General features: G+C 65.7%; 11 protein-coding genes and 1 pseudogene. 5 read left to right on the plus strand and 7 right to left on the minus strand.

The genetic code is table 11. From position 1 onward, the window contains the following. Nucleotides 1-13 precede the first annotated feature (13 nt). Entirely contained in the window at nt 14-592 is a 579-nt protein-coding gene (gene sodB / locus EBB59_RS11390; RefSeq protein WP_122102275.1) for a superoxide dismutase [Fe], read from the minus strand. A 123-nt stretch (nt 593-715) separates the two neighbouring features. Between sodB and grxD the strand changes: the two genes are divergently transcribed. The 5 genes from grxD (at nt 716) to ppnN (ending at nt 7,427) form a co-directional block, all read left to right on the plus strand. Next, nucleotides 716-1,036, plus strand: a complete 321-nt coding sequence (grxD, locus tag EBB59_RS11395; protein ID WP_122102276.1) for a Grx4 family monothiol glutaredoxin — start codon at nt 716-718, stop codon at nt 1,034-1,036. Continuing rightward, entirely contained in the window at nt 1,033-1,824 is a 792-nt protein-coding gene (locus EBB59_RS11400; protein ID WP_122102277.1) for an SDR family NAD(P)-dependent oxidoreductase, read from the plus strand. The genes grxD and EBB59_RS11400 overlap by 4 nt, the downstream gene beginning before the upstream one ends. A gap of 46 nt (nt 1,825-1,870) precedes the next feature. Continuing rightward, on the plus strand, nt 1,871-2,470 hold the full coding sequence (locus tag EBB59_RS11405; protein ID WP_122102278.1) for a MarC family protein: 600 nt from the start codon (nt 1,871-1,873) through the stop codon (nt 2,468-2,470). 180 nt (nt 2,471-2,650) lie between these two features. Further along, a complete protein-coding gene (locus EBB59_RS11410; protein ID WP_122102279.1) occupies nt 2,651-5,911 on the plus strand; it encodes a TonB-dependent receptor in 3,261 nt (1,086 codons plus the stop codon). Between the two features lie 112 nt (nt 5,912-6,023). Next, entirely contained in the window at nt 6,024-7,427 is a 1,404-nt protein-coding gene (ppnN, locus tag EBB59_RS11415) for a nucleotide 5'-monophosphate nucleosidase PpnN (protein WP_122102280.1), read from the plus strand. Between the two features lie 25 nt (nt 7,428-7,452). Here ppnN and EBB59_RS11420 read toward each other — a convergent pair. The 6 genes and pseudogenes from EBB59_RS11420 to lptD all read right to left on the minus strand — a co-directional run. Then, nucleotides 7,453-8,271 (minus strand): annotated as a pseudogene (locus EBB59_RS11420) (symmetrical bis(5'-nucleosyl)-tetraphosphatase); the annotation flags it as partial. Continuing rightward, nucleotides 8,271-8,654: a Co2+/Mg2+ efflux protein ApaG gene (apaG, locus tag EBB59_RS11425; protein WP_122102282.1), complete on the minus strand. Its 384-nt coding sequence runs from the start codon at nt 8,652-8,654 to the stop codon at nt 8,271-8,273. The pseudogene EBB59_RS11420 and the gene apaG, both read right to left, overlap by 1 nt. A 45-nt stretch (nt 8,655-8,699) precedes the next feature. Beyond that, a complete protein-coding gene (gene rsmA, locus EBB59_RS11430; RefSeq protein ID WP_122102283.1) occupies nt 8,700-9,515 on the minus strand; it encodes a 16S rRNA (adenine(1518)-N(6)/adenine(1519)-N(6))-dimethyltransferase RsmA in 816 nt (271 codons plus the stop codon). Beyond that, nucleotides 9,512-10,501 carry a 4-hydroxythreonine-4-phosphate dehydrogenase PdxA gene (gene pdxA, locus EBB59_RS11435; RefSeq protein WP_122102284.1) on the minus strand — a complete coding sequence of 330 codons (990 nt, stop codon included), beginning with the start codon at nt 10,499-10,501 and terminating at the stop codon, nt 9,512-9,514. Before pdxA ends, rsmA begins: the two co-directional genes overlap by 4 nt. A gap of 77 nt (nt 10,502-10,578) precedes the next feature. Beyond that, entirely contained in the window at nt 10,579-11,913 is a 1,335-nt protein-coding gene (locus EBB59_RS11440; protein ID WP_122102285.1) for a peptidylprolyl isomerase, read from the minus strand. Next, complete coding sequence (lptD, locus tag EBB59_RS11445) at nt 11,910-14,288, minus strand: LPS-assembly protein LptD (RefSeq protein WP_122102286.1); 2,379 nt, start codon at nt 14,286-14,288, stop codon at nt 11,910-11,912. Before lptD ends, EBB59_RS11440 begins: the two co-directional genes overlap by 4 nt. Nucleotides 14,289-14,349: the final 61 nt, after the last annotated feature.

Consider the following 14,349-nt stretch of genomic DNA (forward strand, 5'->3'; position numbering starts at 1 on the left):
AAGCGTGTCGCGCTCACTTCATGTTCTTGGCGACGAAGTCCCAGTTCACCAGGTTCCAGAAGTGCTCCAGGTACTTCGGGCGGGCATTGCGGTAATCGATGTAGTAGGCGTGCTCCCAGACGTCGCAGGTCAGGAGCGCCTTGTCCTCGCCGGTCAGCGGAGTGGCGGCGTTGGCGGTGCTGACTAGCGCGAGCGTGCCATCCGGGCGCTCGACCAGCCACGCCCAACCGGAGCCGAAGGTGCCGATGGCGGTCTTGGTGAATTCTTCCTTGAACTTGGCGAAATCGCCGAACGCGGCGTTGATCGCGTCGGCCAGCTTGCCGGTGGGTTCGCCGCCGCCCTCGGGCGAGAGGCAGTTCCAGTAGAAAGTGTGGTTCCAGACCTGCGCGGCGTTGTTGAACATGCCGCCCTGCGCCTGCTTGACGATCTCTTCGAGCGCCATCTTGGCGAACTCGGTGCCCTCGATCATCTTGTTGAGGTTGTCGACATAGGTCTTGTGGTGCTTGCCGTAGTGGTAGTCGATGGTCTCGCCGGAGATGTGCGGTTCCAGCGCGGTGCGGTCATAGGGAAGGGCTGGCAGCTCGATGGCCATGTCTGGCTCCTTGTGTGGGGAGAAGGGCCGCGGCGGACGCGTCGCGGCGAGCGATTACAATGCGCATCTTAAGCCCCCCCATCGTCGTCTGCCCGTCAAGGGCGAACACAGGAGCCCCCCCCGATGCCCGTGATGGATCGCATCAAGCACGAAGTCGAATCGCATCCCATCGTCCTTTTCATGAAGGGCACCCCGCAGTTCCCCATGTGCGGCTTTTCCAGCCGTACCGTGCAGGCGCTCAAGGCCGCCGGCGCCACCGGGCTGCACACCATCAACGTGCTGGAAGACCCGGAAGTGCGTGCCAACCTGCCGCGTTATTCCAACTGGCCGACGTTCCCGCAATTGTTCATCAACGGTGAACTGATCGGCGGCTGCGATATCACCATCGAGCTGTACGAATCGGGCGAGCTGGCCCGGATCGTCGCCGAAGCCGGGCAGGCGTGAGCGCCGGCAAGTCGCTGGAGGGCCGCGTTGTCTTCGTCGCCGGCGCGACCGGCGGCCTGGGCGAAGCGGCCTCGCTCGCCTGCGCGCGCGCGGGCGCGACGCTGGTGCTGTCCGGCCGCCAGCCGCGCAAGCTCGACAAACTCTACGATGCGGTCAAGTCCGCCGGCCCGGAGCCGTTGCTCTATCCGATGGATCTCGAAGGCGCCTCGCCCGACGACCACCTCGAACTGGCCCAGCGGCTGAAGGATGCCTTCGGCCGTCTCGACGGCCTGCTGCATTGCGCCGCCGAGTTTCGCGCGCTGACCCCGCTGGAATACACCGACCCCGCCCACGTCGCCCGCGCCATGCACATCAACGTCACCGCGCCGATGTGGCTGACGATGGCGCTGATGCCGGTGCTGAAAGCCTCCGACGACGCCTCGGTGGTGTTCGTGGTGGACGACGCCGAGCATGCCGGCAAGCCGTTCTGGGGCCCATACGCGATCAGTCAGCAATCGCGCGCCGCGCTGGTGGCGCAGTGGGCGGCGGAAATGGAAGGCGCCGGCGTGCGCATTTGCGGTCTGCAACCGGGGCCGATGCGCACGCCCCTGCGTGGCCGCGCGACGGTCGAGGACGTCGATCCGAATCTGCGCAATCCCGAAGCCTATGCCGGCGACTGCGTGCGCCTGCTCTCGCCCACCGGCCGGCAATGGAACGGCCGCATCGACCGGGTGATGGCCGGGCATGACGTCGCCCGTCCGGAAGCGCGGAGCGCGCGCTCGACGAAGCTGGAACTGCCGCTCCTGTGAGCGATGTCCGGCAACGGCCCGGCATCATCGCGCATAATTCCCGCCCATGACGATCGCCTCGGCCGCACTGCTGCTGTTCATCATCCTCGATCCGCTTGGCAACGTGCCGGTGGTGCTGAGTCTGCTGCGTTCGCTGCCGCCGCGCCGCCAGCTGACCATCATCGCCCGTGAACTGCTGATCGCACTGGTGGTGCTGATGCTGTTCCTCTGGTTCGGCAAGTACGCGCTGGAGGCGATGCACCTGCGCCAGGAGTCGGTGGCGATCGCCGGCGGCATCGTGCTGTTCGTGATCGGTATCCGCATGATCTTCCCACCGGCCGAAGGCATCATGGGCGAACTGCCGGGGGGCGAGCCTTTCATCGTGCCCCTGGCGATCCCGATGATCGCCGGGCCATCCGGCATGGCGGCGGTGATGCTGATGGGTACCCAGTACCCCGACCGGATGTGGGAATGGAGCCTGGCGCTACTGGTCGCATGGGTCGGCACCGCTGTCATCCTGATGTCATCAACCTTGCTCTACAAGTGGCTGGGCCGGCGCGTGCTGACCGCGGTCGAGCGCCTGATGGGCATGCTGCTGGTAGCGATCTCGGTACAGATGTTTCTGGATGGATTGAGTGGGCATTTCGGTCTTGCCGGGGCCGGCTGAGGTCATTTTCCGGTAGCCGCCAAGGCGGCGCGACCCGGCGCGCGCGGCGAGACAAAAGCGTCACTCAACTGTCATGGAAGCCCCCTATGATGTTAATCTGATGTTAACCTCTCGGCTCGGTATCGGCGTTTGCGCCCCGGGCCGTTGTTTCGTCCCGACCCTCCGTTTGAGACAACCGCCATGACTTCCATCCGCACGCTCCGCCGGTCCAAGCTCGCGCTTGGTCTGATCGCCGCCATGGCCGCGGCCCCCGTTTTCGCGCAGAGTACCTCCGCCGGTATCGGTGGACAGGTGACGAACGCCAGCGGCCAGCCGGTCGCCGGGGCCGAAGTGACCATCACCCACGTCGAATCGGGCACGGTCAACCGCGCCACCACCGATGCCAGCGGCCGTTACAGCGCCCGCGGTCTGCGCGTGGGTGGGCCCTACACCATCACCGTGAACAAGGCGGGCGAGGGCAGCGACAGCGAAAACAACGTCTATCTCGGCCTCGACCAACTTGCCCAAGTCAATGCGCGGCTGGCTTCCGCCGGCAGCACGCTTGACACCGTGGTGGTGACGGGGGTTGCCAGCAACGTGGATTTCAGCGCCGACAACAAGGGCATGAACACCTACGTAGGCGCCGATCGCATCGACGCCACGCCGCAAGGCAACCGTTCGATCGACGATATCGCCCGTCTCGATCCGCGCATCAACGTCACCAACCAGGGCGATGGCTCGATCTCGCTGGCCGGTCTGCCCAACCGCTACAACAACATCAGTGTCGATGGGATGTCGCAGGGCGACCCCTTCGGCCTCAACGCCAACGGCATGCCCTACCAAGGCTCGCCGATCTCGATGGACGCCATCGACGCCTACAACATCGGCACCTCCGACTACGACGTCACCAAGACCGCCGTCGGCGCCAGCATCAATGCCGTGACGAAATCCGGCACCAACAGCTTTCATGGCTCGGCCTACTACGCCTTCCGCAATGCCGGCGGCATGGTCGGCAAGGCCGGCTGGCTCGATAACGGCAAGCCGGGCTACAAGTACGGCGCTTTCGAACGCAATTGGAGCGGCGGCGTCACCTTTGGCGGCCCGCTGGTGCGCGATCGCTTGTTCTTCTTCGTATCCGCCGAGGAGGAAACCACCACCGGCGTCGGCGCCGATGCTTCCAACGCGTTGGACCCGAGTCTTGGCAATGGCCCTTCCACCTCTAACAAGGTATCGCCGGGCGACCTCCAGAAGATCATCGACACCGCCACTCGGCTTGGCCTTCAGCCAGGCGGCATGAGCGGCGCGCCCGACTTCAAGAACCGTCGCTACCTGACCAAGTTCGACTGGAACATCAACGACGCGCACCGCGCCAGCCTGACCTTGCAGCGCACCACCGAAGTCAACCCGCGTATCCAGGGCAACGGTAGTAGCAGCATCGGTTTGAACAGCTACTGGTTCACCACCGACAGCAAGACCGAGAACGCCTCGCTGCAACTGTTCAGCGATTGGAACAGCAATTTCAGCAGCGAGGTCAAATTCAGCCACCAGCGCTTCAGCCAGGTGGCCGGCAACGCCATCAACCAGCCGAACGTCACGGTATTCCTGGGCGATAGTTCCGCCAACCGCGGCCCATCGGTGAATATCGGCGAAGACCAGTTCCGCCACGAGAACGAAATCCGTGCCAAGAAAAGCGCGTTTTACGCGGCGGGCACGTGGTTTGCCGGCGATCATGAAGTGAAGGGCGGCCTTGCCTACGAGACCAACGACATCTACAACATGTTCGGTCGCGCGCTGCACGGCGTTTACACGTTCTACGGCCTGGACAACTTCGCCGCCGGCCAGTATGACCGTTATGAAGTCCGCAAGCCGGCCGCGGGCTACAAGCTGGGGGATGTGGCGGGTGCCTGGACCTACAAACAGGCCAGCGTTTTCCTGCAAGACACCTGGCAGGCCACGGACAACCTCTCGCTGCTGTTCGGCCTGCGCTATGACATGCCTAATGCCGACAAGGGCCCGCTTTACAACCAGGCTTTCGAGCAGGCATTCGGTTATCCAAACAACACCAAGCTCGGCTCCAAGGCCAATCTGCTTCAGCCGCGCTTCGCCTTCAACTACCAGTTGCAGTCCGATCGCATGGCGCAGTTGCGTGGTGGCGTCGGCCTGTTCATGACCACGCCGCCCACGGTGTGGATGACCAACCCCTATCAGAACAATGGTTTGACGGTTGCCGGCGTGCAGATCTACGACCCGGCCACCGCGCCGTTCAGCCCCGATCCGTTCAATCAGCCCGGTGGCGCCGGCCGGCCGTTCAGCCAGGTCGACACCATCGCTCCGGGTTTCAAGCTGCCGGCGGCATGGAAGACCAGTATCGGTTTCGACTACGAGCTGCCTTGGCAGAGCACCGTGCTGACCATGGAGGCCATGCACGTCAAGACCAAGAATGGCATCTACTATCAGGCCATCAACATCGGCGCGCCGACCAGTGATGCCAGCGGTACGCCGATCCTGATGCCCGATGGCCGTCTCCAGTATTGGCGGACCCCGGGCGCCACCAGCAGCCGCGACGCGGCCGGCAATCGCAATCCCGCTTTCGACAGCTATTCCACGCTGCTGACCAATACCGACAAGGGGCGGGTCAACACCTTCACCATCTCGCTGGACAAGCCGATGGCCGACAGTTGGTCGGGCCGCCTGGCCGCGACGTTCACCGACGCGACCGAAGTCAACCCCGGTAACAGCTCGCAAGCCTCTTCCGGCTACCGTTACGTGGCCCGCAAGAACGCCAACGAGGAAGTCGCTTCCACCAGCGATCGTAGCGTCCCGTTGACCTTGAAGGCCAACTTGACGTGGAAGCACGCCTTCTTCGGCGATTACGCCACCATGGTGTCGGCGTTCTATACCGGCCGTAATGGCTTGCCGTACAGCTGGGTGTATGGCAACAACATGAATGGCGATGGCCTCGGCTCGTGGCAGACGGTCTACATCCCGACGGTCAACGATCCGCTGGTGAGCTACACGGGCGCCACGCCCCAGCAGATTCAGCAGTTCCACGATTTCATCGACAGCCAGAAGGAACTGCGTGACCACCGTGGGCAGATCGCCGAGCGCAATAGCGCCCGCTACCCGTGGGTCAACCAGCTCGACCTGGCCATTCAGCAGGAAGTGCCGGGCTTCATGAAGGGCCATAAGGGCATTCTGCGCCTGGACGTGTTCAACTTCCTCAATCTGCTCAACAAGGACTGGGGCAGGACCGAGTGCACCGTGTCCGGCGCTTTTTGCAGTAGTACCCGTACCCTGGCCAACTACGCTGGTGTCAAAGACGGCAAGCTGGTCTACCGCTTGCCGACCGACGGCAATGGCAACTACCAGCCTGAGACGATGAACTATCAGGACTCCGGCACCATCCCCACCCGGGTGATCTCGCGCTGGTCGCTGTTGATGACGCTCAAGTACCAGTTCTGATCGCCCTCCGCGATGCGACACCGAAACGGCCGGCGGAATCCGGCCGTTTCCTTTTGCGGTGTGTTCGCTTCCGGTAACGCCGGGGTCTTGCGCGATGCGCTAAAGTCACCGCATGCACACCGAACTCCAAGAACAAGAACATGCCTCCCGTTCCACACTCCCCACCGTCAGCGCCAGCATTTATCCGAAGGGCGGGCTTGACGTGCTCTCGCGCGAGGAAGTCGCGCGGCTGAAGGACGCATCCACCGGCGGCATGCACGAGTTGCTGCGTCGCTGCGCGTTGGCGGTACTTACCACCGGCAGCACCTCCGACGACCCCGCCGCCGCGCGCGAGCTGTATCCGGATTTCGACATCCAGGTGTTGCAACAGGATCGCGGGGTGCGCATCGACCTGCACCACGCGCCGGCGATGGCTTTTGTCGATGGCCGGATCATCCGTGGCGTGGCCGAGCTGCTGTTCGCCACCGTGCGCGACCTGGCCTACGCGGCGATCGAGCTGGGGCCGGAATACGCCGGGGAGCTTTCCACCGGGCCGGGCATCACCGATGCGGTGTTCCGCGTGCTGCGCAATGCGCGCGTGCTCTACCCGACCGACCCCAACCTGGTGGTCTGCTGGGGCGGGCACTCGATCTCGCGCGACGAATATCTCTACACCAAGGAAGTGGGCTATGCGCTTGGCCTGCGCGGCGTGGACATCTGCACCGGCTGCGGCCCGGGGGCGATGAAGGGGCCGATGAAGGGCGCGACCATCGCGCACGCCAAGCAGCGCCAGCGCCGTTCGCGCTATATCGGCATCACCGAGCCGGGGATCATCGCCGCCGAGTCGCCGAATCCAATCGTCAATCATCTGGTGATCATGCCGGACATCGAGAAGCGTCTCGAAGCCTTCGTGCGCATGGCCCACGGCATCATCGTGTTTCCCGGCGGCGTCGGCACCGCCGAGGAGATTCTCTACCTGCTCGGCATCCTGCTGCGCGAGGAAAACCGCGACATCGAATTCCCGCTGGTGTTGACCGGGCCGGTGTCGGCGGCGCCGTACTTCGAGCAGATCGACAAGTTCATCCGCCTCACCTTGGGCGAGACGGCGACGCAGCGTTACCGCATCATCACCGGCGATCCGGAGGAAGTGGCCAAGCACATGGCCGCCGGCATCGCTCGGGTGCGCGAGCAGCGCATCGCGCAGAAGGACTCGTTCTTCTTCAATTGGGGCTTGCACATACCGCTGGCGTTCCAGCAGCCGTTCGAGCCCACCCACGCGGCGATGGCCGCGCTCGATCTCGACCACGGGCGCAAGCCGCACGAGCTGGCCGCCGACTTGCGGCGGGCGTTCTCGGGCATCGTGGCCGGCAACGTCAAGGAGCCGGGCATCCGCCTCATCGAGACGCATGGCGTGTTCGAGATCCGTGGTGCGCCGGACATGATGGAATCGCTGGACGCCTTGCTGCGCGCTTTCGTCGAGCAGCGGCGGATGAAGATTTCCGGCGAATACAAGCCGGTCTATCGCGTGGTGACTTGAGCGCGGCGGCGGGGGCGCGGTTTCAGACCATGCGCCCGTCCACCTGCACCAGGCGTAGCGTTTCGCCATCGAGCTGGAGCGCGGTGAGTTTGCCGCCCCAGACCGCGCCGGTGTCGATGGCGTGGACGCCATGGCCGATCATCAGGCCGAGCGTGCTCCAGTGGCCGCAGACGATCTTCAGATCGCGTTCGGCGTGGCCGGGCACCGAATACCAGGGGTACAGGCCCGCCGGCTGGCTGCCGGGCGCGCCCTTGTGCTCGAAGGCGATGCGCCCGCGTGGCGTGCAGTAACGCATGCGGGTGAACACGTTGATGATCGCGCGTAGCCGATCGATGCCGCCGAGTCGCGGGTTCCAGTCCGGGCGGTCGCCGTACATCCCGCGCAGAAGTTTGCGGAAACTGCGGCCGCGCAGGCGTTCCTCGACCTCGTGGGCATAACCCTCGGCGATGGCGACGGTCCATTGCGGGGAAAGCCCGGCATGCAGCATCGCCCAGCCGTGAAGGCGGTCGACGTGCATCAGCGGACGGTTGCGCAGCCATTCCAGCAGTTCGTGCGCGTCCGGCGCGGCCAGTACCCGGCGCAGGTCGGGGTTGACCTTTTGCTGCTCCTCCGCCCGGCGCTCGCCGATGGCGATCAGCGAAAGGTCGTGATTGCCCAGCACCACTTGCGCATGCTGACGCAGGCTGTGCACCAGGCGCAGGGTTTCCAGCGATTCGCCGCCGCGGTTGACCAGATCGCCGCAGAACCATAGCTGGTCCTCGGCGGGGTCGAAGCGAATACGTTCCAGCAGGCGCTGGGTCGGCCCGTAACAGCCTTGCAGGTCGCCGATCGCCCAGATCGCCATCAGTGCAGTGTCCGTGGCGTGGAGAGGGTGAAGGCGGGAATCTCGGCTCTGAAGCGGGTGCCGTCGTCGGACAAAAGATCGTAACTGCCGTGCATGGTGCCGAGGCTGGTCGGCAGCACCACGCCGGAGGAATATTCGAAGCCGTCGCCCGGCCGCAGCCATGGTCGTTCACCAACCACGCCCTCGCCGTGTACTTCTTCGACGCGGCCATCGGCATCGGTGACGATCCAGTGGCGGTGGGTCAGGCGGGCGGCGCGGTTGCCGTGGTTCTCGATGCGGATGGTGTAGGCGAACACGTAGCGGCTCGATTCCGGTGCGGATTCCTCGTCGAGGTAATGCGCGGCGACTTGGATGCCGATGGCGTAGGGCGAATCGTTGGACATGCGCCGATTTTACGTGGCGGGAGTGAATTCGCGGCGAAATCCAGCTCAGCCGGCGTTGGCCAGGCGGACGAAGCCGGCCACGGGCACTTGTTCGGCGCGCAGTTGCGGCGCCAGGCCGGCGGCGCGGATGATGTCGTCGTCGCAGACGTCCTTCAATGCGTTGTGCAGGGTCTTGCGGCGCTGGCCGAAGGCGGCGCGCACGATCCGCGCGAAACGGTCGTGGTCGCGCACCTCGACCTCCCCGGCCGGTTTCGGCACCAGCCGCACCACCGCCGAATCCACCTTGGGCGCTGGCCGGAAGGCGCCCGGTGGCACCTTGAGCAGCGGCGTGACCCGGCAATAGGCTTGCAACATCACCGACAATCGCCCGTAGACTTTGCCACCCTCCGCCGCGGCCATGCGTTCGACCACTTCCTTTTGCAGCATGAAATGCATGTCGATGACCGATGCGGCGTGCGCCAGCGCGTGGAACAGGATCGGGCTGGACAGGTTGTAGGGCAGGTTGCCGATCAGGCGGATCGGCCCGCCGAGCTCGCGCGCGAGTTCGGTGAGGTCGACTTGCAGCACGTCGCGGTGGATGAGGCGCAAGGTTCCGCCGTGGCGTTGCGCCGAGGTCGTGAGCGGGGCCAGCAGGTCGCGGTCGAACTCGATGGCGGTGATTTCGCCGTGCTTCGCCAGGAGCGGCAGGGTCAGCGCGCCCTGGCCGGGACCGATCTCGACGATGCGATCCCCGGGCCGCACATCCAGCGCCAGCACGATTCTGTCGATGATGCCGCGCTCGTGCAGGAAGTTCTGCCCGAACTGTTTCTTGGCCTGTTTGAGGAAGCCAGCGCCGTCGCGGCGGTCGTCGTATCGGCTCATGCGGGGCGATGCGGATGCGGGATGAGTTGCGCGCATTGTCGCGCGGCGGCGACAAGGCTCGATGCGTCGGCGACGCCTTGCCCGGCGATGTCGAGCGCGGCGCCGTGATCCACCGCCACGCGCGGGAACGGCAGGCCGAGCGTGATGTTGACCGCCTGATCGAGGCCGGCGGATTTCAGCACCGGCAGGCCCTGGTCGTGGTACATCGCCAGCACGGCGTCGAAATCCGCCAGTTTTCCTGGGAGGAAGGCGGTGTCGGCCGGCAGCGGGCCGGCCAATCGCATGCGCTCGCCGCGCAGCTTGTCCATCACCGGCATGATGACGTCGATTTCCTCGCGGCCCAGATGCCCGGCCTCGCCCGCGTGCGGGTTGAGGCCGAGCACGGCGATCAGCGGCGATTCGATGCCGAAATCGCCGCGCAGGGCGGCATGGGTGATGCGCAGCGTCCGCTCCAGCGCGGTGGGCGTGATCGCGTCGGCGACCGCGCGCAGCGGCAAATGGGTGGTGGCGAGCGCGACCCGTAAGCCGGGCCGGGCCAGCATCATGACCACCTCGCGGCCGGTCAGCCCGGCCAGCAATTCGGTGGTGCCGGTATAAGCGATGCCGCCCTCGTTGAGGCTGGCCTTGTGGGTGGGGCCGGTGACGAGACCGCCGCAGCGGCCGTCGAGGCAGGCGCGCGCGGCTTCGCTGAGCGATGCGATCACCGCGCGGGCGTTGCGCGGATCGGGCTGGCCGAAGGCGGGGGGCTGGTCGGGCAGGGGGATGGCGTGCAGTGGCAGATCGCCCGGTCGTTCGGCCTCGGCCTCGGCCGGCAGCAGCCGCAGTGGCAGGCCGAGGGCGGCCGCTGCGCGTTGCAGCGTGGCCGGGTCGCCGAAGGCGAGCAGGCGATGGCCCGCCCCGTTCATCTGCGCCAAGCGAACGCAGAGTTCAGGCCCGACGCCGGCCGGTTCGCCGGGAACAAGGGCGAGGCGGGCGCCGCCGTTCATTGTGCCGGTGCGCAAACGACAACGCCGGGGAGGCCCGGCGCTGTCTTTTGCCTGAAGGGGAGGGGCGGGCAACGCCATCAACCGCCGCTCTGATCTTCCGCCGGCTTGACCCCGATGACCGACTCCGAGCGCACGTCGACGAAGGCATCGCCGCGCATTTCCTGCAAGAAGCGGCCGTATTCGTCCTCCAGTTTGCGGCGGCCGATGTTTTCCCGCACCGTGGCGCGCTGTTGATCGCCGCCCACTTCGGCCTGGCGCTGGCCGACACGCTGGATGATGTGCCAGCCGCCCGGGATTTGCATCGGTGCCGTGACCTCGCCGTCCTTCATGGTGGTCAGCTGCTCGGCCAGCGGCCCAAGGTCGCCGCTGTTGACCCAGCCAAGCTCGCCGCCTTGTTCGCGGCTACCCGGGTCCTGTGATTCCTCGCGTGCCAGCTTGGCGAAATCGGCACCGCCGGAGACGCGGGCGCGCAGCGATTCGAGCTTGGCGCGGGCGGCGGCGTCATGGGTCTTGTCGTCGGTCGCCACCACGATGTGGCGCAAGTGGTATTGGCTGGACATGGCCGGGCCGGCCTCGGCGCCGTGACGGGTCTCGACCAGACGGATCAACTGGAAACCGCTGGCGCCCCGGATCGGGCCAAGCACCTGGCCGGTCTGCATCCCTTTGATGTTCTGCGCGAAGGCGGGCGGAATTTCCGACTCGGGACGCCAGCCGAGATCGCCGCCTTCCAGCGCGTTGGGGCTGTCGGAATAGCGCACCGCGGCGGCGGCGAAATCGATTTCGTTGCGGTCGATCAGCCCCTTGATGCCATCGATCTTCTTCTGGCCGGTGGCGATCTGCTCGGGCGTGGCGCCTTCGGGCAGGGCGACCAGGATGTGCGCCAGCCGGTATTGGGTGCCGCCGGCTGCGCCCTGGGCCTGCGCCAGTGCGGCGTTGACTTCGGCCTCGCTCACGTTGACGCGGCTTTGGGCGAAACTTTGCTTGAGGCGCTGGATGGTGATTTCGTCGCGGATGTTGCGGCGGAAATCGTCCATCGACATGTCGTCGCGGGCCAGTTGCGCGGCCAGTTGCTCGCGACTCAGGTTGTTCTGCCGGGCGATGCCGGCGATGGCCTGGTCGACCTCCTGGTCGTTGATGCGGATGCCGCTTTCCTGCGCGCGATTGACTTGCAGGCGGGTCAGCACCAGACGCTCGAGCACCTGCCGGGCCAGCACTTCGCGCGGGGGCAACTGGGTGGGGTTGCCGGCGTACTGGGCGGTGATGTTGGCGATGGCGCGGTCCAGTTCGCTTTGCAGGATCACGTCCTCGTTGACCACCGCGGCGATGCGGTCGATCGGCGTGGTCTGGGCGAGGGCGGGCGAGGTGGCGGCCGCCAGCGCGGCGGCGAGCAGGCAGGCTCGGAGTTTCATCATCGGGAGGTGTCCGTGGAGTCCGGAGTGAGGGCCGGCGCGCCGTTGCTGATCGAGGGCGGGGGCACCAGGTAAAGATCATCGCGATAGTAGCCGAGAATAGCACGGCGCAGGGTATTTCTCGTGTCCTGACCGGCCGAACCCAGGCCCTTGAATTCGATTTCCAGCATGATGGCGTTGTTGAGGTCGCCTTCGCGGTTGCGGATGTATTGGCGGCCCACCACGCGCATCGCCACGCAGCAGCTGTCCCACTGCACGCCGGCCACGGTTTCCAGCGGCTTGCGGTCCTTGATCGAGTAGTAATAGCGGCCCACCAGGCTCCAGGCCGGGCTGATCGGGTAGACGAAGGAGAGGTCGGCCTGTTCCAGCAGGTTGCGGCGGTAGCGGTAGGCGAGATTGACGATACCATCGCCGCGGAACAGGTAGCGGCCGCGTACCGAGACCAGATCCCTGCGGCTGAAGCGCGGGTCCCACTGGTAGGAGGCGCCGATGTTCCAGCGATCGCTGGGCGCCCAGTTGGCGTCGGCGACCCAGGCCGAGCGGCCGCGTTCGATTGCCGGCTGGCCCTCCCTGCCGCCGACCATGACGTCGTTGAAGTAGCGGATCTGGCCGAGGCTGGCGTTGAATTTCTCGAAGCCATCGCTATCGCGCAGGATGCGCGTGGTGATCGCCGTGGTCAGTTGGTTGGCGTCGCTCTGGCGGTCGGCGCCGCTGTAGCGGTTGTCGCGGAACAGTTGGCCCCAACTGAAGGTGGTCGCCGAGGTGTCGAAAATGGGCAGGCCGTCCTGGTTGCGGTAGGGCGCGCGCAGGTAGAACAGACGTGGTTCCAGCGTCTGGACGTGGCTCTGGCCCTTGCGCTCGAATTCGCGGTCGAAATACATGCCGGCATCGACCGAGTAGATCGGCAGGCTGCGGCTCGGGCCGCGATCGGGGACCTGGGGGTTGATCTGGCGCGCCAGACCTTCGTCCAGTTGATAAGCGGTGTAGCGCCAGGCCAGCTTGGGCTCGACGAACCAACTGGCGCCGGTGATCGGCAGGCTGATCCAGGGTTTCAGGTCGAAGCGGCTGCCGCCGGGGATGTCCTGGCGCGGCCCGTAGGCGTTGCCCTTGCTGTCGCGCTCGCGCCAGCCTTGCTTCTGGAAGCGCACCGCCTCAACGTCGAGACCGGTGCGCAGCAGGCTGCCGAAGCCGCGTTCGGTGCTGAACCAGGCGCGCGGCAGGCGGTCGTAGGGCAGGTGGCGTTCGTTGAGGGTGTAGTCGGCCAGTTGCCAGTGATCGACGGTGAATCCGGCATTCCACTGGTTGCCGCGGCCGTACAGGCCGAGTTCGCTGAAGGCGGAATAGCTGGAGACGCCCAACGAGGTGTTGTTGAAGTCCTCGAAATAGCGTGGATCGCTGATCAGGGTGATGTTGGCGCCGGCGCGCCAGTTGCGGGTGAGGTTGTGAAAACCACTGGCGCCCAGGAAGCCACGATCGCGGTTGCGCAGCTTGTCGTTGGGCATCCACGTCGTCCGCAGGTTGCCCGCGCCGTTTTCGTAGAGATAGCGGAACTCGGTGGTCAGCGAGACGCCGCGCTTGGACATGATGCGCGGGGACAAGGTCAGGTCGTAGTTCGGCGCCAGATTGAAGTAGATCGGCTGCCTGTAGTCGAAGCCGTTGCGGTTGGAGTTGGATATCGATGGAAACAGCAGGCCCGAGGTGCGGCGCTCGTCGATCGGGAACTTGAACCAGGGTACGTACAGTACCGGCACCTTGCCGATCCGCATGGTGGCGTTGTGCGCCACCGCGAAGCCTTCCTCGGAATCCACGTTGATGCGGTTGGCGACCAACTGCCAGTGCGTCTGCGTCGGTGGGCAGGTGGTGTAGGTGGCGTTGCTCAGGGTGCCCTGGGCGCCGACCAGTTCGATCTGCCTGGCGCCGCCATGGCCGCGGCGGTCGGTGAGCTGGTAGCGGATGTTCTCGATGCGGTGGGCGTCCTCGGCCTGGTTGCCGCTGGCGCGATCGGCCACGATCCGCATCCCGCCGTTCTGGAAACGCACGCTGCCCTCGGCGAGATAGGTTTCCTTCTCGCTGTCGAAAGTCAGTTTGTCGGTGCCCAGGAACTGGTCGCCGCGTGAGAGGGCGACGTTGCCTTCCAGCACCGGCATTTCCACCGTGCCGCTTTGTTCGTCGCCTTCCAATTCGGTTGGCTGCTGGCGGCGCTCGGCCGGCTTCATGTTGATGCCGTTGGGGGCGTCGGGAAATACCGGCACTGCGTCGCCGGCCGGGCACAGGCCGTAATCGGGCGGCATGTCCCGCAGGCTGGTTTGTTGCGCCTGCGCCGGCAGGGCCAGAGCGATGGCGAGAGGCAGCGGCAGCACTTTCAGGGATGAACGCACGCGGGCGGTCCGAAGGTTCGAAAAACGGAGGCTAGCTTGCCGTATCGCCCGGGCGGCGGCA

The organism is Solilutibacter pythonis, assembly GCF_003697345.1.
GTDB classification, from domain to species: Bacteria; Pseudomonadota; Gammaproteobacteria; order Xanthomonadales; family Xanthomonadaceae; genus Solilutibacter; species Solilutibacter pythonis.

Excerpts from the sequence above, each read along its gene's own strand:
- sodB (WP_122102275.1), bottom strand. The coding sequence starts at position 592 with ATGGCCATCGAGCTGCCAGCCCTTCCCTATGACCGCACCGCGCTGGAA.
- grxD (WP_122102276.1), top strand. The coding sequence starts at position 716 with ATGCCCGTGATGGATCGCATCAAGCACGAAGTCGAATCGCATCCCATC.
- EBB59_RS11405 (WP_122102278.1), top strand. The coding sequence starts at position 1,871 with ATGACGATCGCCTCGGCCGCACTGCTGCTGTTCATCATCCTCGATCCG.
- EBB59_RS11410 (WP_122102279.1), top strand. The coding sequence starts at position 2,651 with ATGACTTCCATCCGCACGCTCCGCCGGTCCAAGCTCGCGCTTGGTCTG.
- ppnN (WP_122102280.1), top strand. The coding sequence starts at position 6,024 with ATGCACACCGAACTCCAAGAACAAGAACATGCCTCCCGTTCCACACTC.
- apaG (WP_122102282.1), bottom strand. The coding sequence starts at position 8,654 with ATGTCCAACGATTCGCCCTACGCCATCGGCATCCAAGTCGCCGCGCAT.
- rsmA (WP_122102283.1), bottom strand. The coding sequence starts at position 9,515 with ATGAGCCGATACGACGACCGCCGCGACGGCGCTGGCTTCCTCAAACAG.
- pdxA (WP_122102284.1), bottom strand. The coding sequence starts at position 10,501 with ATGAACGGCGGCGCCCGCCTCGCCCTTGTTCCCGGCGAACCGGCCGGC.
- EBB59_RS11440 (WP_122102285.1), bottom strand. The coding sequence starts at position 11,913 with ATGATGAAACTCCGAGCCTGCCTGCTCGCCGCCGCGCTGGCGGCCGCC.